The organism is Asticcacaulis excentricus CB 48, assembly GCF_000175215.2.
GTDB lineage: Bacteria > Pseudomonadota > Alphaproteobacteria > Caulobacterales > Caulobacteraceae > Asticcacaulis > Asticcacaulis excentricus.
In genome coordinates, this window is the sequence record NC_014816.1 from 2,425,704 (window position 1) to 2,444,356 (window position 18,653).

At 55.6% G+C, this 18,653-nt stretch carries 19 protein-coding genes; 6 read left to right on the plus strand and 13 right to left on the minus strand.

Annotation, left to right across the window (positions count from 1 at the left end):
- Positions 1–20 precede the first annotated feature (20 nt).
- Genes virB11 through ASTEX_RS11100 form a run of 9 tightly spaced genes read right to left on the minus strand, consistent with a single transcriptional unit; the run spans position 21 to position 8,734 of the window.
- Positions 21–995, minus strand: coding sequence for a P-type DNA transfer ATPase VirB11 (virB11, locus tag ASTEX_RS11060; RefSeq protein ID WP_168148106.1), 975 nt, complete (start codon positions 993–995; stop codon positions 21–23).
- A gap of 40 nt (positions 996–1,035) precedes the next feature.
- Entirely contained in the window at positions 1,036–2,277 is a 1,242-nt protein-coding gene (locus ASTEX_RS19350) for a TraB/TrbI/VirB10 family type IV secretion system protein (RefSeq protein ID WP_013479721.1), read from the minus strand.
- The gene (locus ASTEX_RS11070) at positions 2,267–3,145 is read right to left on the minus strand and encodes a TrbG/VirB9 family P-type conjugative transfer protein (protein WP_013479722.1); all 879 of its coding nucleotides are present in this window, start codon (positions 3,143–3,145) and stop codon (positions 2,267–2,269) included. Before ASTEX_RS11070 ends, ASTEX_RS19350 begins: the two co-directional genes overlap by 11 nt.
- Positions 3,142–3,882, minus strand: coding sequence for a VirB8 family type IV secretion system protein (locus ASTEX_RS11075; RefSeq protein WP_013479723.1), 741 nt, complete (start codon positions 3,880–3,882; stop codon positions 3,142–3,144). Before ASTEX_RS11075 ends, ASTEX_RS11070 begins: the two co-directional genes overlap by 4 nt.
- The gene (locus ASTEX_RS11080) at positions 3,879–4,631 is read right to left on the minus strand and encodes a TrbJ/VirB5 family protein (protein WP_013479724.1); all 753 of its coding nucleotides are present in this window, start codon (positions 4,629–4,631) and stop codon (positions 3,879–3,881) included. Before ASTEX_RS11080 ends, ASTEX_RS11075 begins: the two co-directional genes overlap by 4 nt.
- Positions 4,628–5,683, minus strand: a complete 1,056-nt coding sequence (locus tag ASTEX_RS11085) for a TrbL/VirB6 family protein (protein ID WP_013479725.1) — start codon at positions 5,681–5,683, stop codon at positions 4,628–4,630. The genes ASTEX_RS11080 and ASTEX_RS11085 overlap by 4 nt, the downstream gene beginning before the upstream one ends.
- A 2-nt stretch (positions 5,684–5,685) precedes the next feature.
- Positions 5,686–8,109: a VirB4 family type IV secretion/conjugal transfer ATPase gene (locus tag ASTEX_RS11090; RefSeq protein ID WP_013479726.1), complete on the minus strand. Its 2,424-nt coding sequence runs from the start codon at positions 8,107–8,109 to the stop codon at positions 5,686–5,688.
- Positions 8,102–8,434, minus strand: coding sequence for a VirB3 family type IV secretion system protein (locus ASTEX_RS21110; RefSeq protein WP_013479727.1), 333 nt, complete (start codon positions 8,432–8,434; stop codon positions 8,102–8,104). Before ASTEX_RS21110 ends, ASTEX_RS11090 begins: the two co-directional genes overlap by 8 nt.
- A complete protein-coding gene (locus tag ASTEX_RS11100; RefSeq protein ID WP_013479728.1) occupies positions 8,435–8,734 on the minus strand; it encodes a TrbC/VirB2 family protein in 300 nt (99 codons plus the stop codon). It lies immediately after the preceding gene.
- Between the two features lie 1,208 nt (positions 8,735–9,942).
- Between ASTEX_RS11100 and ASTEX_RS11105 the strand changes: the two genes are divergently transcribed.
- The 4 genes from ASTEX_RS11105 to ASTEX_RS11115 all read left to right on the plus strand — a co-directional run bounded on the left by ASTEX_RS11105 (position 9,943) and on the right by ASTEX_RS11115 (position 12,232).
- Positions 9,943–10,851 carry a type IV toxin-antitoxin system AbiEi family antitoxin domain-containing protein gene (locus tag ASTEX_RS11105; RefSeq protein WP_013479730.1) on the plus strand — a complete coding sequence of 303 codons (909 nt, stop codon included), beginning with the start codon at positions 9,943–9,945 and terminating at the stop codon, positions 10,849–10,851.
- Between the two features lie 107 nt (positions 10,852–10,958).
- Positions 10,959–11,087, plus strand: a complete 129-nt coding sequence (locus ASTEX_RS21115; protein WP_425359001.1) for a phage integrase central domain-containing protein — start codon at positions 10,959–10,961, stop codon at positions 11,085–11,087.
- A gap of 108 nt (positions 11,088–11,195) precedes the next feature.
- Positions 11,196–11,660 (plus strand): helix-turn-helix domain-containing protein, encoded by a 465-nt coding sequence (locus ASTEX_RS11110; protein ID WP_041658641.1) that lies wholly within the window; start codon positions 11,196–11,198, stop codon positions 11,658–11,660.
- Positions 11,657–12,232 carry a PIN domain-containing protein gene (locus ASTEX_RS11115; protein WP_013479732.1) on the plus strand — a complete coding sequence of 192 codons (576 nt, stop codon included), beginning with the start codon at positions 11,657–11,659 and terminating at the stop codon, positions 12,230–12,232. Before ASTEX_RS11110 ends, ASTEX_RS11115 begins: the two co-directional genes overlap by 4 nt.
- Positions 12,233–12,596: 364 nt before the next feature.
- Here ASTEX_RS11115 and ahcY read toward each other — a convergent pair whose 3' ends face one another.
- Together ahcY and ASTEX_RS11125 are read right to left on the minus strand one after the other, a co-directional pair.
- Positions 12,597–13,994, minus strand: a complete 1,398-nt coding sequence (gene ahcY / locus ASTEX_RS11120) for an adenosylhomocysteinase (protein WP_041659242.1) — start codon at positions 13,992–13,994, stop codon at positions 12,597–12,599.
- 123 nt (positions 13,995–14,117) lie between these two features.
- Complete coding sequence (locus ASTEX_RS11125) at positions 14,118–14,744, minus strand: exopolysaccharide biosynthesis protein (protein WP_013479734.1); 627 nt, start codon at positions 14,742–14,744, stop codon at positions 14,118–14,120.
- A 125-nt stretch (positions 14,745–14,869) separates the two neighbouring features.
- Between ASTEX_RS11125 and bioB the strand changes: the two genes are divergently transcribed.
- Positions 14,870–15,850 (plus strand): biotin synthase BioB, encoded by a 981-nt coding sequence (gene bioB, locus ASTEX_RS11130; protein WP_013479735.1) that lies wholly within the window; start codon positions 14,870–14,872, stop codon positions 15,848–15,850.
- 89 nt (positions 15,851–15,939) lie between these two features.
- Positions 15,940–16,179, plus strand: a complete 240-nt coding sequence (locus ASTEX_RS11135; RefSeq protein WP_013479736.1) for a hypothetical protein — start codon at positions 15,940–15,942, stop codon at positions 16,177–16,179.
- Positions 16,180–16,192: 13 nt separating this feature from the next.
- Here the strand turns inward: ASTEX_RS11135 and ASTEX_RS11140 are convergent, their stop codons facing one another.
- Both ASTEX_RS11140 and ASTEX_RS11145 read right to left on the minus strand, forming a co-directional pair.
- Positions 16,193–17,077 carry a TIGR03915 family putative DNA repair protein gene (locus tag ASTEX_RS11140; RefSeq protein ID WP_013479737.1) on the minus strand — a complete coding sequence of 295 codons (885 nt, stop codon included), beginning with the start codon at positions 17,075–17,077 and terminating at the stop codon, positions 16,193–16,195.
- The gene (locus ASTEX_RS11145; RefSeq protein ID WP_013479738.1) at positions 17,074–18,300 is read right to left on the minus strand and encodes a putative DNA modification/repair radical SAM protein; all 1,227 of its coding nucleotides are present in this window, start codon (positions 18,298–18,300) and stop codon (positions 17,074–17,076) included. The genes ASTEX_RS11140 and ASTEX_RS11145 overlap by 4 nt, the downstream gene beginning before the upstream one ends.
- Between the last annotated feature and the right edge of the window lie 353 nt (positions 18,301–18,653).

Sequence of the window (18,653 nt, forward strand, 5' to 3'; positions counted from 1 at the left end):
GGTCCACCTAATGGTCCTCGTCATTGCGTCACGCTTTGTGGCACGCGTCGCCAGATCTCCTTGATGAAGCGTCTTCGCTGATCTCCATTGCCTCTTGTCACGCTTAAATGGACGACGAGGTCGATATTGAGCCGGGCGAGCTCGCAGAGCTCTGCCGTGGTAAAGCCAATGGCGTCCTTGTTTTCGCGGCACATCAGTGCGAAGCGATCCATCGCCTGGGCGCAGGAGCCCGCGTGGAAAGAGGTAATCGATCCTCTGTGCCCGGTGGACAAAAGCTTGAGATAGTCAAACGCCTCAGGCCCGCGAAGCTCGGCCAGTAAAACGCGATCCGGGCGCATTCTGAGACAAGCGGTAATAAGGTCACCGGCACCGATCGATGCGCTCCCCTGATTACCCCGCGAATAGAGCAGATGGACACGGTTTAGATGGTGGGGCAGAAAAAGCTCGCGGGCATCTTCAATGGTGATCAACCGCTCATGAGACGGAATGAGCTGGCAGAGGCTCTTCATCAGGGTCGTCTTTCCCGAGCCCGTTTCGCCCACGATCGCGATGTTCTCACCTTGCCTTACGCACCGCGTGAGTTCATCACGCAGGCTTTCCCGAAACGCGTTTTCGGGCACGTCTTCTCGCGTCTTTGGGCTTTCGATCTTTTCAAACGCGCCTTCCCCTTCCCACGCCTTGAGCGTCTTGTCCGAGTGATAGGGACGTCTAATAGACAAGGATATGAGCCCCTCTTCGACACAAGGGGGAATAAGGATCTGGATCCGCTCGCCGCCCGGAAGCACGGCCGAAAGAATGGGCGTCTGAGCCGAAAGGGACTGGGCGGCAAAGGTTGCGATGGCCAGGCAAATGGTCATCAGGCGTTGGTGGCTGAGTGCGCCCATTTCATAGCGCTGCCATCCGTTTGTCGTCAGACAGAAGAGTTCTCCGGGCCGGTTAATGACGAGCTCCTGCAAGTCTGCTTGATCAAGGTAGGGCATGAGCGGGCGAAGCATCTCCCGGATCATCGTTCCGGCCTGCGGCGGCGATAGCCTTTCACTTCCTTGTGGAGGGGTAGACATCTCTAAAACTCACATCCCGGTTCACATAGATGAGCGCCCGATCACCCTGCTGGCGATAGAAGGTGGGAGGGATATTGAGGTTTGCCTCAAGAACTTTTGCCGACATAGACGAACCGGTCTGTCCAACCTGCGCCCAGACGATCTCATCCTGTTGATTTTGCTTTGTCGCACCCGAGACGGCGTCTTGTACAAACGACAATAAAAACGCTGATCCGATCCGCCGCCACCAGTGGTTTTTCACCTCACCTTCGAGACCTGCCCCACCCAGGGTATCGGTTGCCTCCGCATCCAGACGGACGACGACGCCTGAAGGTGTGCGGATACGACGCCAGCGCACCAGGAGACGCGTATCTGCCTGTGTCTTGAGAGACTGATACTCACCCACCACCTCACTGCCGGCCTCCAGAAGGAGCGTCTTTCCCGTGTCTGAGAAGACAGGGCGCGTAAGAACGCACACCGCAGGCCCCGGCAGGCTACTCACAAGGCGCACACTGAGCGCACATTCTATCAGTCGACCTTCGGAGAGTAGAAAGTCGCGTTCCTTCTGCCTTTGGGCATTCAACGGCTCCTCTTCCCCCTCGTCCTTCAGAGATATGAAAGGGGTTGCAGGCTTCTCAGCCTCATCATTCGACGGTTTCCTTTGCGCCCCTTCCGGCACAGACAAAAACAAAGGGTCCCCACCCTTTTCCTCTGGTTCACGATCGGCATTATTGACCGTCATCGGTGGCTTTTGGGGTTTTGATCTTGGGAGCGGTTCAGAGACAGGACCTGGCACACTCGCCGGAGGGTCAAATGAGGTTGCGCTCTCTTGCGGCGATGGCGATGGCTTATAGGCCTTCGTAACAATGGTGCCGTCTGCACAGATCATGACGACACCGTCTTTGGTCGAGATGCCCACACCATCTCGAGACTTAGCCAGAACAGGCTGGGAGCGATCCGGGCAAGGCTCTGACAGGTCCTGACCGGTGAGCGGTTTAGGCCGATCGAAGACCTGCCTTTTCACGTCCGTGGCCGGGGCCGCAGGCTTTGGCTTTGGGGACGCGGGCGTTGCGCGAGCGTTGATAAGCCAAAGCGCCGCGCCTGCGCCCAGTACCAGAGCACCCGTCGTAACGAACAAGAGCTGCCTTGGAAGGAATACGCGTGGTTTTGGGCTCTCCTGCGCAATCCGGGGCGGGTTATCTTCAAGATGCGGCACATCCAGATCGTCATCCGTCATCACCCACCCCCTCTTCGACGAGCCCCGGCCTGGCGCTTAATGTGCATTTTGAATTCAAAGGGGACTGACCAAGGCCGGCATTGACCACCTTCACGACGCCACCCCCCAGCCTGATCACAAACCCTGGCGCCACCTCGTGAAGCACAACCACGCCGTCTCGTATCTGCATGCCAAGACGTTGCTCCTGGCCGTCGGCATTGACCCTGAAGATGATCGGTAGCTCTGCCCTGGCGGAGAACCGGATAAAGGTGAAACAGCCATCATCGAACATATCGACAGGGGTTATGCCTTTACCCGCCTTGTTTGGCTCAAAGAGGTAACGCCTGTTTACGACCACAGGTGCCTCGGGCTGAGCGGTGGGCAGGGACGGCGCAGAAGAGGTGGCCATCGGGGCCTTGGCCGTTACGGGGTCATTGTACTCAAATGTCACCCTGTGGTGGGGCCGCGCTAAGACGCGCCCAATGATGCGCCCGCGCTTGTTTCGCACGACCCTGTCTTCGACCACCTCGAAGACAAAGCTGTAGTCATGACGGTCTGACCTCAGCTCGAGATTGTTGGAACGCGCGCCGGGCCTCGGTCTGACCCAGATGATCGATGTGCCTTTGTCGGCCCTTATGCACCAGGTATGTTTTAAGGCTTCGCAGTCCGCAGACACACCCGTTGCCGCCACTTCAATATGTTCGTCGGCTCCGAGAAGTATGCGCGTGACAACGCCCACCTTGACGCGAACCCGAACAATGCCACTGTCCACAAAGGGCACGTGTATGACCGCAGCATCGGCGGGCGTGACCGGTAGTACGGGCGCGGCGCAAACAGGTAGTGCCAGCGTCAGAGCCAAGGCAGGTAAGGAGAGGAGCGCCGCCCTCATGGCAACACCTCCAGCGTCGGACGCGCCTGTTCTTCGGTGGCAATTTCCGGGTCCACCCTGTAGGCTGTGACCTTGAAGCCCAAGGGGTTTCGAATAAGGTCCTTCTCCTGACCAAACGCACCGGGCTCATATTTATAGGAAAGAGTTGCCAGAAAGATCTGGCGAACCTCACCGGCGTTTTGGGTGAGACTGCGCGTTGTCCTGGCAAATCGAACAACCGCCTTGTGGCTGACCTGATCGGGGTTCAGCGTGATGCTGAGAATGTCGATCCGCTCTTCAGTGTGAGCCCCCAAAACCTGGTCGCGGCTGTCAGAGCCTTCAAACAAAGCCGCATATTGCCGGGCGACATCGCGCGCGGACAGCGACAAGGTCGTGTCGTAGTCGGATTGAAGCAGCGGATAGTAATACCCTTCACGCGCCAGCACATAGCGTTGAACCCAATGCTTATCGAGAAGCTCGCCATAACCCTGAACCGAGCGATCATCGGCCGCCGTCACGAACTGGACGAGGCCACTGGCCTTGTCGACCTCAAACACATAGGGCACAGCACGGCGAAGGGGGGCCAAGACGGCTAAGCCGGTCACAGCGACACCGGCAATCACCACCGCCACAGAGGCCACGAACCAGGCGCGCCGCTCAGACTTCAGACGCAAGGCATCTATGTCGTCCTCCCAGCCCCGGGCCTTCTGGAAATAGTCCAGTGGTGTCTTTGTTAGGGGGAGCTTTGTCGTGTTCATGGCCGCGCCCGCGCATTCGGATTGAAGACGAACGTCGCCGCGGCTGACGGCGCATCCTTGGACAATCGCGCAAGGGTGCGCTCGCGCATCTTTTGCTGCGCCAGAGCCTGACTGTCGGTTGTCAGAGCGCGCGCCGTGTCGAGGATGATTTTCTCATTGGCTATGTGAGACTGCTCGACCTGGAGGCGGGCCTGCAGCTCATAGATGGCTTTGGGATCCTGCGTTTGGTTGATCTCGTCTTTGAGGTCATCGATCTGTTGTGTGCGCAGACGAAGCCGATCAAGCGTCTGGGTCTGAAAGGCGATGTCCTGATAAAGAAGGTTTTGCCGGACCTCACACGAGGAGACCAGTCTGTCTTCCATTCGGGTGCAGTCCAGAGCCTCGTTTCTGTCCTTATAAGACCACGCCGCTGCCGAGAGCGTGTCGGCTCGAAATTCGCTTAAGACTGTGTAGGATTCGACGAGATCACTGGGCAGGACGTCGCGCACGCGCGGGTTATCCATAATGGCGCCCAGTCCCCGGCTCCCGGTCAGAGCCTCGAGCTCCGCTTTGGTTTTTTCGTAGCTGGCCTTCAGATGCAAAATCTGTTCGGTCATCTGCGTATACTGCTTTTGCCAGGCGCTGACCTGCTTTACGGCCTGGGCCAGGTTTGAGGCATCAATCACCGGTGTGACCGCAAGCGCCTGACTAAGGGCCGCCACGGAAAAGAGCACACCACTTGTTACCCCTATAGAGAGCCACTTATTCATTTTGATCTCCTCTTGCGCCAGCCATAGGGCGCCGTTTGCCAGGTGGGATACTGATACTGGTACTGGTGCTGGGGGGCGCCATTGACGCTGTCACTGCCAGGCTGAGATCCGGGCGAGGTTGGCGAAGGGGTTGGGGACGCAGACGCCGGACCTTTGCCCAGACTCAATCCATCGCCGGTGTTGGTATTGCCGCCCCTCGGATTGAGCGCGCCCAGGGCCATCGCAGGTAAGATCTCGCCGCCGCCCAGGGCTATGCCACCGGCAAGGCCCATGGCGATTGCCGACAGGTTGAGCATCAGGATGGCGAGACTCGCGCAAAGGATCAGAAGGGCTATGGCATCGCGCAAAATCTGTCCGCCTTGCGAATAGGTCGACAGAACCGACTGCGCGAACTGCTCGGCAAGCGTTGCCACGAGCGTAAAAGCCCCGACAATCAGGACGTTCAGCAGGATAAAGTTCAAGACCTGGCCAAACCAGCTTTCGGCATAGCGCTGGGTGGGGGGAAAGGCCGCACACAGGATAAAGGCCGGGCCTATGGCAAACAGGAGCGCCAGTGCGATCTTGGACAGAAGATAATAGCCAAGCCCGATGCCGACGATGATGACCTCGGCCGCAACGACAATACCCATGGTCAATAGGAGCAGAAGGTCCGGGACCATCTGCTCACTGAGCTCCTGTCCCATCACACGCGAAAGCTCATCAAACGGGACCATAAAGGTATCTATGGCCGCGCCAACGGTACTCGTTCCGCTCAAAGCGCCGATAAGGCCGCTTTCAACCCCTCTTAGCCCCTCAACGGCGAGTGATTGATATTGGCCCGCCATGAGCGCCAGGGTCGCCACGATCCCGAAACGCATAAACTTGCCCAAAGGCGCTGTGAGCGGATCGCGCAACTGCCCACGCGCGGCGCCATAGCCTAAGACAATGATGTAGAGGCTAAATCCCACGAAGGCGACAGGGGTCAGGGCTGCAGCAAGAGCCGCACTTTTCTGCGTCACAAACCCATCTAAAAGCGTATCCGCCGCCTGCTCGATTTCTGTGGCAAAAGACATGGCTAGCCCTCCACCTGACGCTTTTTCGTCCTGAGCGCTTCGTAAAACGCAGGCAGCCAGGCCGCAGGGTCGTCACCGACCTCACCCCGAATGGCGTCAAGCCATTCGACTGAACGGGTCGTACCGGCGAGTATGTCCAAAATCTCACCAAGACCGCTGAGATCATAAGACACCACTCTTGAGGTTTGCCCCTGACGTATCAGGCATTTCCGGCTCGTCTCTCCAAAGGATCTCAGGATCTGAAACTCTGTCGGCGTGAGTTTAAATCCGTCGACATAATCCTCGGCATCCGCCCTAGGATTGGGCAGGAAAATCTGAGTGACGCTTTGCTCCACCATGGTCTTCCCTATCGGATGAGCCAGTACGTCTGAGGGGGACTGGGTCACGAAAACACCGAGCCCGCCTTGCTTGCGGATCGTCTTTTGTTTGTTGAGGGCAAAGTCCGCAAAGTAAGGATCGCGCAGCGGTTTCCAGAATTCCTCCATGACGTAGATGAAAGGACGCCCATCGATCATCTCTTCGGTGCGGTGCAGGAGATAAGCCATCACAGGGGTGCGGATTTCCGGGTCATCGAGGATGTCTGTGTAATCAAACCCGCTGAGTTGCACGCTTGCCGGATCATGGAGATCGGCCGCGTTGTCAAAGACCCATCCGAGCCGTTCGCCTCTGAGCCATTTTCGAAGTCGCTCGTGCAGACTGTCTGCGCCGGCCCGCGGGAGGTTTTGCGCGACAAGAGACAAAGACCTCAGCGAGGTGTCTACGCCCGCATTCATGACCGCGCTGACGGCATGGGCCAGAAGCGCCTCTTCTGATGACGTCAGGCGCGCTGCCCCATCCCCTCCTGAAACGAGCGTCATCAGAAGGCCTTGGCAGAAGCGTAAGTTGGTCTGCGTCGGCGGAAGCTGAAAGGGATTGAAACCGGTCGGTCGCCCTGAAATCAGCTGAAAGTAACGCCCGCCTGACGCTCTGATGAACAGCTCTGCACCTCGATCTTTGTCAAAGATGACGGCCCTAAGACCTTCGTACTTCGTTGACTGCGCCAGAAGGAAGGACTGAAGAGCGGTCTTACCGACGCCGGTGGCCCCGCAGATGAAGGTATTGCCGGGATAGGGCTCGCCTTGCGCCTTCTGGTCAGGGGGAGAGTCATGAAAGTTGAAATAGTAGGGATGCCCCGATGGCGTGTCGAAAACCGCCAGGGCCTGACCCCAGGGATTTCCCGACGCCTTGCCTTCGGTGAAGTTATGAAAACCTGCCAGATCGGCAAAGTTCCGGCTGGTTATCAAGGCACTGCGCGGTCTTAGGCGCCAATTACCCGGCAACTGTGAAAACCACGCGCACTCAGGCACAAGATCAACGGGCGACAATCTGAGACCGGCCGCATCCTGCAGTCTCGCCCGGGCATCGGCGAGATGACGCGCGACACGCTTCGGGCTCTCACCAAAAACGGCTAAAGAATAGTGATACTCGCCAAGCTCAAGTTTTCCCGACTGCAGATCATTCATCGCCTGATCCATCTGACCCACCTCCTCAAAGGCGGCATCATCCGTCGCAATTAATCGGCCCTTCTGACGCAGCAGCGCACTTAACGCATCGCGCCGGTTGAGGATGGAAAAAGACTGGGTCTCGACATAATCGTAGTCGACATAAAGGAGCGGATTTAGGAGCCCGGGCTCGGACGTTCTGGGGAAATCCTGAATATCGAGCATGCCTGCAAAACGGTGTTCAAGCGGATGCCAGATCTCAACGTCAGAACTATATCGCGCGAAGTGAAGTCTTGAGGACGGCAGCCAGGCGGAGATATCTGCGTGGGGTAGACCAATGGGCTCGTACACACCATTTAAGAGCCTGCCAAACAGGGTGAGAAGCTCAGATTGAGGGGCTCGATCCGAACCTTTAAGCGACAAGCGTCTCGGCATATAGGGCTGAAGGCTCGCTTCAACCTGGTCATTCAGCGCGCTCATGACACTCAAAGCGTCATTGCGTTGCTCCGATGAGGGCAATGAGGGAAGCCGAAGCCCGGACAGGCGGGAGGGGCAATAGACGATAGATAGATAAAGGGCGTTGGCGCGTTGCTGGCGCTCATTGAGCCGATGCGTATATTTGTCGTGGAGTGTCTGACAGAAGGGAGAGGCAAATTGCGCGTCAAGGATCAGGCTGCAGGGATGCCTCAGTCGATGCACCCAGAGACTATAATGCCCGCCCCCCAGTGACCGCAGAAACTGAACAAGGGCTTCTTTTCTCTGCGAAACAATAGCGGGCTCGGCCGTCTCTACGCAAACCCCGTCGAGTTGCCACGTGCTGAGATAGGCCTTCTGCGATCGCATCCAGACAACCTCAGGCGTCAGGAGACTGGTGAGTGGTATATAGTCGGCGCTCGAAATGCCGCGCCTGCGCGTCCGCTCAAGCTTGAAAGCGAGATCAGTCATAACCTTGTCTCTGGTATGAGAGAGGACCAAAAGAAGCGGTCCCCCAATGGCGACGAAAGGGCGCGTGTGCGCGCCGCACGCGAAGACGCAGCATCCACTGCAGCACCCTCTGATCGTCTTTTCGGGTCACTTGCCTCATGTAGAGGTGGCCGATCACCCAACAGACGCATAGCGCAATAGCCAAGGGGGCGAAGCGAAACGCAAATGCCCACATCGCCGGAATCAGAAGGATTGCTGCGAAGACGAGGAAGACGCTTAAAGGGACGCCGAGAAACATAGGCGGGCGCGTACATCCTCTGAAGAAAGGGTCGCGAAACCCCTCCATCTAGTTGATCAGCCAGCCCGCAATGGCGGAGGCCCCTCCAACAAGAACGGCCCCTAAGACAATGTTGCTGACTTCAGTCCACCTGGCTTGCTGAAAGCCCATCTTGTACCCCGCCCAGGCGATCATGATGGTGAACAAAACCACGCCCACGCCGAGAATGGCGGTACGGACATTGTCGAGTACGCTGGTTAGCTTCTCGATCTGGGCGAAAGCGGGCACTGGCAGAACGCTGAGACCTCCCACAACCGTCAGAGAGAACGTCGTCAGAGAGGGCAACGGGATAGAACGGGGAATACGCATAATCAACCTCCGGATATAAATTGCTACAATTCTATCTTTGATCGATTTTTTAACAGCACACAACATGCGAGCGTAAGTCTATTATGCTATTTTTAGTGGAGTCACATTCTTGGCACACGCGAACAAATCATAAACCCATGGTGGCGTAATGTAATTTTCCCCCATAAGGTGTGTTTTGACGGTCCGGAACGGCAAAAGGACGCTCTCGTCCTTGCGTTTCGCCTTGCAGGCGGATCACGTTTACGTGCTTCGCCATTGCGGCGAAGGGTCGTGGTCGATCCTTACATGAAGACCGGACCCTATTGGGAAGCGGCAGCCTTAAGGAAGGCCCCGTGAACAACTGAAACAATTAGAAACATTCTGTTTTAAAAAGGAAAAACTCGCCGCCCTATGACTCATACGCCTTGTATTTAATGTACGAATGCCAGCCGTTCGATGCATTTGAAATAAGTTATATGAGTATTGATCCCTCAGAGAATTTCCGCAATGCAGCAAAAAATGCCGACTTGTTCAAAATGTGAGACTTAAAAACGGACTTTTCCTTATATAAGACGCCCCTTTTGACCTGAAATCACGCCTTAACGGCTTCCTTTCCGAAGAGACGGAAACGAGTACTGGAATTTTTAAGAGTTCACGCTTATTTTCAAAACAGAGTTAAGTCGGCGTAACCATGAGGTGTTGCCATGAGGACCATTACACACGAGACCTTTGCTAGCCCCACCGATCTGACGCGTGCGGATCGTTCACGCGACAATCATGCGGCTAAGACCCCCTCTTCGTCGCGAACAGAGACACTCGTTCTACGGTGGGCCGCCATTGGTTTCTGCGCGGCGTTTTGGGCCGGGCTCGCCATGCTGGTTTTCTGATCTCCCCCCTCTCAGGGCCAAAAGAAAAGGCCTCCGCAGATCGTCTGCGGAGGCCTTTTCTTATTTAAAACCCCAGTCAGTAGCGATTAGGCACAGGCTTGAACCGCCCTCAGACCGACATCGCAGCCGCATCCGATGCGATAACATTCGAGTTTGCACCCGACGTTGCCCTTGCTCCATGCCAGGTGCACGAAAAAGCCCCCATGAGAACTCATGGGAGCAAGTCCGGAGATTTACGCAGACTAGAAATTTATGTCGAAGCCGAAGGGGCCTCCGATCTTGATTTACTGCGTATCTTTGTATATACGTCCTACGGACGTATATACAAAGATACGCATATAGATGGCGCGGTTTATCGCTTCACGTTTTCCGGTTAAATTAACCCACGCTGCCGCCCAACTTGGCGAAATGCTGCGCGAGGCGAAGCTGCCTGTCATATCTGCATTTGGCTTCCATCGGTTCGTTTGGAAGTTATATGCCGGACCCACAGATCAGAAGCTCTACCTGCGAAGCGATCTACCCTCATCCTCGGACACGTCTCGCCTGCGCCAGAGTCTTAAGAAGGCGGGCCTCATTGGCACCGATCCGGACTACGGCAAAAGCGTCATCCGCGTCATGACTGTCCCGGATTTGCCCGCCGACGAAATTGTCTGCCTGGCCGACCCCACCTGCTACGTGTCACATCTTTCCGCCATGCAGAGATGGGGTCTGACCGACCGCCATCCAGAAAGGCTGATCCTGTCGCGTCCTGATCGCCCTACAGCAATAATGGCGCTTCAGGCGCAAATGGACATCGCCCTCAAGGCTGGTGAAGAAGCGCCTTTTCCCTTGAGGATCGTGGCACATCCGGCAGAGGTTCGCCAACGCCCTGTCATGGCGCTTGAAACGAAGACTGTCGGCTTCAGCGTGCAGATCCGCGGTAGCCATGTGCGGGTATCGACAATCGGACAAACCTTCCTCGACATGGTTCAAAAACCCGATCTATGCGGAGGCATGGCCCACATTATTGACATCTGGGAGGAGCATGCACGGTCTTATCTCCAGGAGATCGTATCCGCGGTAGACACCGCCCACATCGCCATTGCCAAGAGCCGGGCAGGTTATATTCTGCAAGAACGCTTGGGACTCACTAATCCTACCATTGAGTCCTGGAAGGCCCTTGGTCAACGCGGGGGATCGCGTAAGCTCGATCCCGACAAGGACTTTGCGCCCGAGTTTTCGGAAACCTGGATGCTGTCTCTGAATGTCTGAGCACCCCATGCAAATCGATATCGCAGCTTGGGTTGAAAGATCCAGGGCGGACCCTGTGACCTACCGCCAGCGTCAAGGGGTTGAAATCACTCTGAACTCAATCGCCTATCGGCAGCCTTCCGATTGGCGATATCGAGCCCCTTGAGGTGTTGGCGGTTCTGAAGAAGATCGAAAAGCAGGGAAACCACGAGACAGCCAAACGCACACGCGTATTACCGCCTCGTAAAGCCTCCTAATCGCTATATCTGCATAATTTTAATGTGTTTCGAATATTTCGAATATTGCGAGTTATCCCCCAGAGCGTTATATGGTGTATAATGAAGAATAAGAATGTGGGCTCGAGAATGACCGCCATACACGCAGAACATTTCACCGACAGAATGCCGACCGATATTGATCGGGAACGGGCGAACCAACTTCGTCAAATCCTCGCCGAGTTGATCTCGGAGGATACGCCCGTGTCGATGAAGCTGGCGCTGGAAAAAGGACAGATTGCGGAAGTCACGTTGTCACCACTGCTGGCACAAACCTTTCTTGACATTTCACGCCTCATATCGAGCGGCAAGGGCTTTAATATCACGCCGGTGGACGCTGAACTCACCACTCAACAATCAGCCGACATGCTAAACGTCTCCCGTCCCTATTTCGTAAAGCTTCTTGAGAGCGGCAAAATAAGGTTCTCAAAAATCGGCCGACACAGGCGGATAAAAGCCGAGGATTTGTTCGCCTACAAGGACGCTAGGGATTCCGAACGGGCAAAGCTGCTCTCTGATATGGCTCGTGAAGATTCAGAGAACGGCTATTTATGAGTGATAGGGCGGACCCCTTCTCAATTGTCATAGATGCAAACGTGTTGGCCGGCGCGCTTACGCGCAACATTGTCTTGAGTTTCGCAGAAGCTGGGTTTTTTCGGCCTTACTGGTCAACACGCATTCTTGACGAATGCGAAAAGTACATTGCGGAAAAGACCGAGAGTGGCGAAAATGCAAAACGCCAACGCGGAAGAATTGAGGCGGCCTTTCCAGAAAGTCTGGTCAATGGCCTCGCTGAGATTGAAAACGGTCTTGCCCTTCCTGATCCCGATGACCGTCATGTATTAGCTGCGGCGATCAAAGCCAAAGCTGAAGTTATAGTGACGGAGAATATGAAGGATTTTCCGGCCGACCAACTTGTACAACACGATATCGAGGTGATTGCCCTCGACGATTTTGTGGCCGACATTTTAGACCTTGCCGGCCCAGAAGCGGTGGGCACTCTACGGGTTATGCGGGAACGCTTCAATAACCCCGAAATCACGGCCGATGGCTTGATCCTAAAACTTGAGACATTGAACATGGCAAATACAGCCAACTTCCTTTCCAGTTTTCGAGACCTGCTCTGAGCTGAATTCTGCGACGCGGGCATTGAAATACCGCACGCCCCCAGATTTGCGTTTGAACACTGCGCTCCCTACCACCTTAGGGCTTTCCATGGACGCTACCCTCTTCGATCGCTACGCACGAGGCCTTTGCTTCCCCCACCGATCTGACGCGTGCTGATAAGTCACGCGACAGTCATGCGGTTAAGCCCCCCTCCTCGTCGCGTCCGGAGGCACTCGTTCTACGATGGGCCGCCATTTGTTTCTGCACGGCGTTTTGGGCCGGGCTCGCCATGCTTGTCTTCTGATTTTGCCCCTCTCACGGTCAAAGAAAAAGGCCCCCGCAGATGATCTGCGGAGGCCTTTTTCTTTTCTACAGTGACAACAATCAGTAGCGATAATGCTCGGGCTTGAACGGCCCTTCGACCGACACGCCAATATAGTCAGCCTGTTCTGCATTCAGCGTGGTCAGCTTGGCGCCAAGCTTTTCGAGGTGCAAAAGGGCGACCTTCTCATCGAGCTTCTTGGGCAGGGTATAGACTTGCTTGTCGTACGCCTTGTTGTTCGTCCAAAGCTCGATCTGGGCAAGGGTTTGATTGGTAAAAGACGCGGACATCACGAATGACGGGTGACCGGTCGCGTTGCCGAGGTTCACAAGGCGGCCCTCGGACAAGACGATAATCTTCTTGCCATCGGGGAATTCGACATGGTGGACCTGCGGCTTGATTTCGTCCCACTTGTAATTGCGCAACGACGCGACCTGGATCTCAGAGTCGAAGTGGCCGATGTTGCAGACGATGGCGTTGTGCTTCATCTCGCGCATGTGCTCGAGGCGCAAGACGTCCTTGTTACCGGTGGCGGTCACAAAGATATCACCGAGCTTCGCGACTTCCTCGACGGTTCGAACCTCATACCCTTCCATAGCCGCCTGAAGGGCGCAGATCGGGTCGATTTCCGTCACGATAACGCGGGCACCACCATTTCTGAGGCTTGCGGCTGAGCCCTTACCGACATCTCCGTAGCCCAGAACCACGGCGACCTTACCGGCAAGCATAACATCGGTGGCGCGTCTGATCGCATCCACAAGCGACTCGCGACAACCGTACAGATTGTCGAATTTGGACTTCGTGACGCTGTCGTTCACATTGATGGCCGGGAAAGGCAGTTCACCTTTTTGTGCCATGGCATAAAGACGATGAACGCCCGTCGTTGTCTCTTCAGAAACGCCAATGATCGCATCGCGGATCGCCGAGTAGAAGCCAGGCTTTTCCGACAGATAGCGCTTCATGACCTTATAAAGCGCCTCTTCCTCTTCATTCTGGGGATTATTGAGGATGGAGGGGTCCTTCTCAGCCTTGGGCCCAAGCACCGTCAGAAGCGTCGCATCGCCGCCATCGTCAAGGATAAGGTTTGGATAGCCGCCATCGTGCCATTCAAAAATTTTGTGGGCGTAATCCCAATACTCTTCCAGGGTTTCGCCTTTAATGGCGAAGACAGGCGTACCACGCTCGGCGATCGCTGCCGCGGCATGGTCTTGCGTCGAGAAGATGTTACAGGACGCCCAGCGCACTTCAGCGCCCAGGGCCTGCAGTGTTTCGATCAAAACCCCGGTCTGGATCGTCATGTGCAAGGAGCCCGCGATCCGCGCGCCCTTCAGGGGCTGCTTCGGACCATATTCTCCGCGCGTAGCCATAAGGCCTGGCATTTCGCCTTCGGCGATTTCGAGTTCCTTACGACCCCACGCGGCAAGGGACAGGTCTTTCACGATATAGTCTTGAGCGGCCATGATGGGTGCATCCATAGTTTCATTTGTGGCGCTCTTATAGACCACCACCGAAATGGATGCAATCAACATATAAAGATGTCTTTATATGCCATCCTCACGCGGTGTCTGATCCGCGTCTTAACGTCAAACGAGGCTGGCGAGCAGCGCTTGCACCTTTTCCACCACCCACATCGTGAAATCGACAATGTAGCGCGCGCCAAAATAAACCCACGCGGCTGAGGCCGCGGCCACGGGCATAGACAATAAAAGGCTCAGTCCGTCGCGCTGGAGTAAACCAAGCCCTGTCAGAACAACCGCGATACCGGGGATGATATTAGCGCCTGGCATTGGCAGCAAAAGGATCAACGCCATCAATAGGGTCTGCGCCCCAAAAAAGCTCAGCCACAAACCCCGGCTCAGAAACAAGATCCTTGGCCGGACCAGAAACTCGACCCTCTTTAAGATGCTGACACAGGCCTTGAGTGCGCTCTGTAGCGTCGACTGTTTGAACGTCCAGGCTCGAACAAAGCCGGGCATCCAAAGCGATTTTTGGCCAAACAACATCTGCAATGCCGGAGCAATCAGAAGTAGACCAAAAACGGTCGAGATACCAGGAACGTTCGGGATGCATATGGGCAAGGCCAGAATGATCAAAAGAAGGCCAAGCCCACGACCATCGAGCCGGGATAAAAGATCACCGACTGACACCTTCTCAGAGCCTGAAAAGCCCTTGGCGAGGTCATCAACAAGCTGGGAGGCGGGGGTATTCAAGGTCTTTGCCAGACTCCGGACGTTTGAGGAAAAGCGATGTTACACTAAAGATACGCTGCGACAACATCATCGCATTTGACCGATATCACCACATCCTTTAACGACGGTTTCAGAGGAGACCTTTGATGCCTGACACCGCTCAAGCCTTTAATCCTGTCCGTCACGACTGGACGAAAACTGAGATCGCGGCGCTCTTTGAGCTGCCCTTTATGGAACTCGTCTACAAGGCCGCAAGCGTCCATCGTCAATCGTTTGATCCCTCTGAAATCCAGCTGTCTCAACTCCTCTCGATCAAGACGGGGGGATGCGCGGAAAACTGTGGCTATTGCTCTCAATCGGCGCATCACAATACGGGCCTTAAAGCCTCGAAGCTTATGCCGGTTGATGAGGTGTTGAGCGCAGCCAAAGCGGCCAGAGAGGGCGGGGCCCAGCGCTTTTGTATGGGTGCCGCTTGGCGCGACCTTAAAGATCGTGATGTGCCCGCGCTCGCGGCAATGATATCTGAGGTGAAGGCACTGGGTCTGGAAACGTGCGCGACGCTCGGCATGATCACAGCCGATCAGGCCACGGCGCTGAAATCGGCTGGCCTTGATTACTATAACCATAACCTCGACACCTCACCTGAGTATTATGATCAGGTGGTCACCACACGCACCTATGACGAGCGGTTAGAAACCCTTAAGGCGGTGCGCGACGTCGGCATGAAGACCTGTTGCGGCGGCATTTTAGGTATGGGCGAGTCTCGCGAAGACCGGGTGTCCTTCCTTCAGCAACTGGCCAACCTCCCCTCACACCCCGATAGCTTACCGATCAATAATCTCGTCCCCGTCGCCAACACGCCGCTTGGCGAACGCTCCAAAGGCAAGGGAGAGGTCTCGCCTATCGAATTTGTACGCACCGTCGCTGTCGCCCGAATTGTCTGCCCGAAATCTATGGTTCGCCTTAGCGCCGGGCGCAACGAGATGAGCGAAGAGCTACAAGCCCTGTGCTTTTTAGCCGGTGCCAACTCTATCTTCGTCGGAAATCAGCTCCTGACCACGCCGAACCCTGAGCCCGGGTCTGACGCCCACCTTATGCAGACCCTCGGTCTGAGGCCGATGAGCTAAGACGTACAGCGGCGTCTCTGCCTCCTCCCAGACGGGGGATGACAACAAGGAGGATAGCGGCTTTGGTCAATTGAGGCTTAGCTGTCCTCATGAACAACGTCCCCCTCCCCGCACACCATGATCTCGTACTAGACTGGCGCATGCTCGAAACGGCGCTGATGTGGATAGCCACGGACGGGCACAGAGATGACGTCCGACATCATATTTCCACTTTAATGGAACTATCTCAGGTTTATACGCCAGAGCAAATCACCGGCGAGCTTATTCTGCGTATAGGTCTTCTCACCGAAGAGATGGATGCGCGCGCGACCCATGCGGGCGCCGCCTAGCTCACTACGGACCTCACACGTCGCCCGCACGCGCTTTCAGAGCCTTGTGAAACTTCGGCGTTGTGTCGCTTGCCTGTTTTTCGCGCATCTCCTGAACGCGCCGATCCGCGTCACGGATCAGCTCTGGAATAAGCTCTGCCTCAGGGAGGTTCTTCCAGTATTTTTTGGGCATTTCTGAGCGCATGGCGTTAATCTTAAGGCGCGCCGGATTGAAGATGTTAGCGTAGTAGGTCCGCCAGAGGTCATCGGTTTCATCTTTCAAGTCAGAGGCTTGGGCGGCGTCATCGCTGAACTTAAGGGTCTGCCCATCCCAGGCCGCAGATCCTTTAGGTGAAGCGATGATCCAGTCCATATCGCCAAATCGACGTCTGAAAAAAGGCGCGGTCTGGGCGATGATAAAATGCTCTGGCTCAAACCAGGCCACAAATGAGCGTCGATTCCCAACGCCTTCCACTTCCTTAAATCGCAAGAACGCCTTCATCTTGTGCATGTCACGACGCACCGATTTGACGAGCAGATGCAAACGGCGCACGTCCTGATCGGCCGGGTCCTTGAGAAGCTGTCGATGCGATTGCAGACGCCACAAAAGGCGGTAACAAAGATCAAAGCGGCCAGGATCCGAATGACACAGCGCCAGTTGAGTTAATTCTATAAAATCAGAATTAACGACAGCTGTCTCTCTTTTCGCTTGGATTGGGGGCGGACCTGATGCGCTCTCATTTTTCCTTTTGTCGTCGCTTAAGGCCGCTTCACCCACTTGTGGCAAGTCGAAAAGGTCCGGGCCCTCAGAGGTATCGCGCCAATCCATTTGACGGGGATGAATGCCCGATTTGAGCGCTTCGCGGGCGGCATCACGCCATTCCTCGTAGTCGCCTCTGGCTTTTAGCTCTACCTTCATAGCAGGACAAGTTGCTCGGGCGGGGGAGCAAACAGCTCACGCAAATTGGCCCGGTCAATCAGTCTGACCGGCGTCCAGTCATCGGTAATTAGGAAGGGTTTTACCTTCTTCACTGAGATTTTCAGACGCCCCAGGTCTTCAATCTTCAGGCGGCGGTAGCGCCTCGCCGTCAATAGGGATTGGACGGATTTGACGCCAAGGCCAGGCACTCGCAGTAATGCTTCTTTATCCGCTCGGTTGACATCCACTGGAAATCGCTCACGATTTTCCAGTGCCCAGGCGAGCTTTGGATCAAGGTCAAGGTCAAGCATACCGTCTTTGCGACTACCCGTAATTTCCCCAATCTCAAACCCGTAGAAACGGTAGAGCCAGTCAGCCTGGTAGAGCCTGTGCTCGCGGATAAGAGGTGGTTTAATCAATGGCAGAGCGCTTGACGCATCGGGGATAGGCGAGAACGCCGAATAGTAGACTCGCCTTAGTTTGAAGCGCCCATAAAGAGACGCGCTTGAACCCAAAATGGTCGCGTCATTAGCCCCATCCGCGCCGATGATCATCTGTGTCGATTGCCCCGCCGGCACGAAGCGCTTGCGCCTCTTTTTAAAGGTGGGCTCGGAAAACTCGTCGATCTTTTGCTTAAGCTCGCCCATCGACCGGCGGATGTTTTTTGGATGCTTCTGAGGGGCAAACGCCTCAACCCCGGCATCCGTCGGTAATTCTATGTTTATAGAAAGACGATCGGCATAGAGGCCCGCTTCTTCAATCAGGGCCGCCGAGGTTTCGGGTATGGTCTTTAGATGGATGTAGCCCCGGAAATCATGTTTTAGTCTGAGATCCTTTGCGATCTTGACCATCTGTTCCATGGTGTAATCCGATGACCGGATGATCCCCGAAGATAGAAAGAGACCTTCGATATAGTTGCGGCGGTAGAATTCAAGCGTCAACCAAACAACCTCTTCGGCACTAAAGCGTGCCCGCTCCACGTTCGACGAGGAACGGTTAATGCAGTACGCGCAGTCATAAATGCAGAAGTTGGTCATCAGGATCTTGAGAAGCGATATGCAACGCCCATCAGGCGCATAGGCATGGCAAATGCCCGAGCTTTCCGTCGACCCCAATCCGCCTGATTTTGAATCTCTTCGAGACGTACCAGACGATGCACAAGACGCATCATATTTGGCGGCATCGGAAAGAATCGCCAACCGTTCACGCAAACTCTTTTTCATGCGTTCATGATATGTTCGCGACCTGTTTTGTCAAGATTCGACCTTCACTCTCCGTGGAACAAGACTTGGCCAAAAGTTTGCAAAGCATGTATGTCGCGCACACATAGGTTGCACGCCACGGGCTGATGTGCAAAAAACGTCAGCGTCGTGAGGTATATGACGACCGAGGCGCTTTGGGGGTTGGGGCATGAATTCCAAGACATATTTACTGGCTACAGCCATGCTCGTGGTGAGCACGGGCCTTACCGCATGTGGCGGCGGTGGCGGCGGAGGCGGAGGCGGCGAGGTTTATACGCCTCTGCCACAGCCACCACCACCTCCTCCCCCTCCTGCACCACCACCGCCGCCACCAC

What these genes read in the sequence shown, in the direction of transcription:
- ASTEX_RS21110 (WP_013479727.1), bottom strand. Translation starts at nt 8,434, where the DNA reads ATGGAGGGGTTTCGCGACCCTTTCTTCAGAGGATGTACGCGCCCGCCT.
- ASTEX_RS11115 (WP_013479732.1), top strand. Translation starts at nt 11,657, where the DNA reads ATGAGTGATAGGGCGGACCCCTTCTCAATTGTCATAGATGCAAACGTG.
- ASTEX_RS11105 (WP_013479730.1), top strand. Translation starts at nt 9,943, where the DNA reads ATGGCGCGGTTTATCGCTTCACGTTTTCCGGTTAAATTAACCCACGCT.
- ASTEX_RS11080 (WP_013479724.1), bottom strand. Translation starts at nt 4,631, where the DNA reads ATGAATAAGTGGCTCTCTATAGGGGTAACAAGTGGTGTGCTCTTTTCC.
- bioB (WP_013479735.1), top strand. Translation starts at nt 14,870, where the DNA reads ATGCCTGACACCGCTCAAGCCTTTAATCCTGTCCGTCACGACTGGACG.
- ASTEX_RS11135 (WP_013479736.1), top strand. Translation starts at nt 15,940, where the DNA reads ATGAACAACGTCCCCCTCCCCGCACACCATGATCTCGTACTAGACTGG.
- virB11 (WP_168148106.1), bottom strand. Translation starts at nt 995, where the DNA reads ATGCTTCGCCCGCTCATGCCCTACCTTGATCAAGCAGACTTGCAGGAG.
- ASTEX_RS11100 (WP_013479728.1), bottom strand. Translation starts at nt 8,734, where the DNA reads ATGCGTATTCCCCGTTCTATCCCGTTGCCCTCTCTGACGACGTTCTCT.
- ASTEX_RS11110 (WP_041658641.1), top strand. Translation starts at nt 11,196, where the DNA reads ATGACCGCCATACACGCAGAACATTTCACCGACAGAATGCCGACCGAT.
- ASTEX_RS11090 (WP_013479726.1), bottom strand. Translation starts at nt 8,109, where the DNA reads ATGACTGATCTCGCTTTCAAGCTTGAGCGGACGCGCAGGCGCGGCATT.
- ASTEX_RS11075 (WP_013479723.1), bottom strand. Translation starts at nt 3,882, where the DNA reads ATGAACACGACAAAGCTCCCCCTAACAAAGACACCACTGGACTATTTC.
- ASTEX_RS11140 (WP_013479737.1), bottom strand. Translation starts at nt 17,077, where the DNA reads ATGAAGGTAGAGCTAAAAGCCAGAGGCGACTACGAGGAATGGCGTGAT.
- ASTEX_RS11085 (WP_013479725.1), bottom strand. Translation starts at nt 5,683, where the DNA reads ATGTCTTTTGCCACAGAAATCGAGCAGGCGGCGGATACGCTTTTAGAT.
- ASTEX_RS11070 (WP_013479722.1), bottom strand. Translation starts at nt 3,145, where the DNA reads ATGAGGGCGGCGCTCCTCTCCTTACCTGCCTTGGCTCTGACGCTGGCA.
- ASTEX_RS11145 (WP_013479738.1), bottom strand. Translation starts at nt 18,300, where the DNA reads ATGAAAAAGAGTTTGCGTGAACGGTTGGCGATTCTTTCCGATGCCGCC.
- ASTEX_RS19350 (WP_013479721.1), bottom strand. Translation starts at nt 2,277, where the DNA reads ATGACGGATGACGATCTGGATGTGCCGCATCTTGAAGATAACCCGCCC.
- ahcY (WP_041659242.1), bottom strand. Translation starts at nt 13,994, where the DNA reads ATGGCCGCTCAAGACTATATCGTGAAAGACCTGTCCCTTGCCGCGTGG.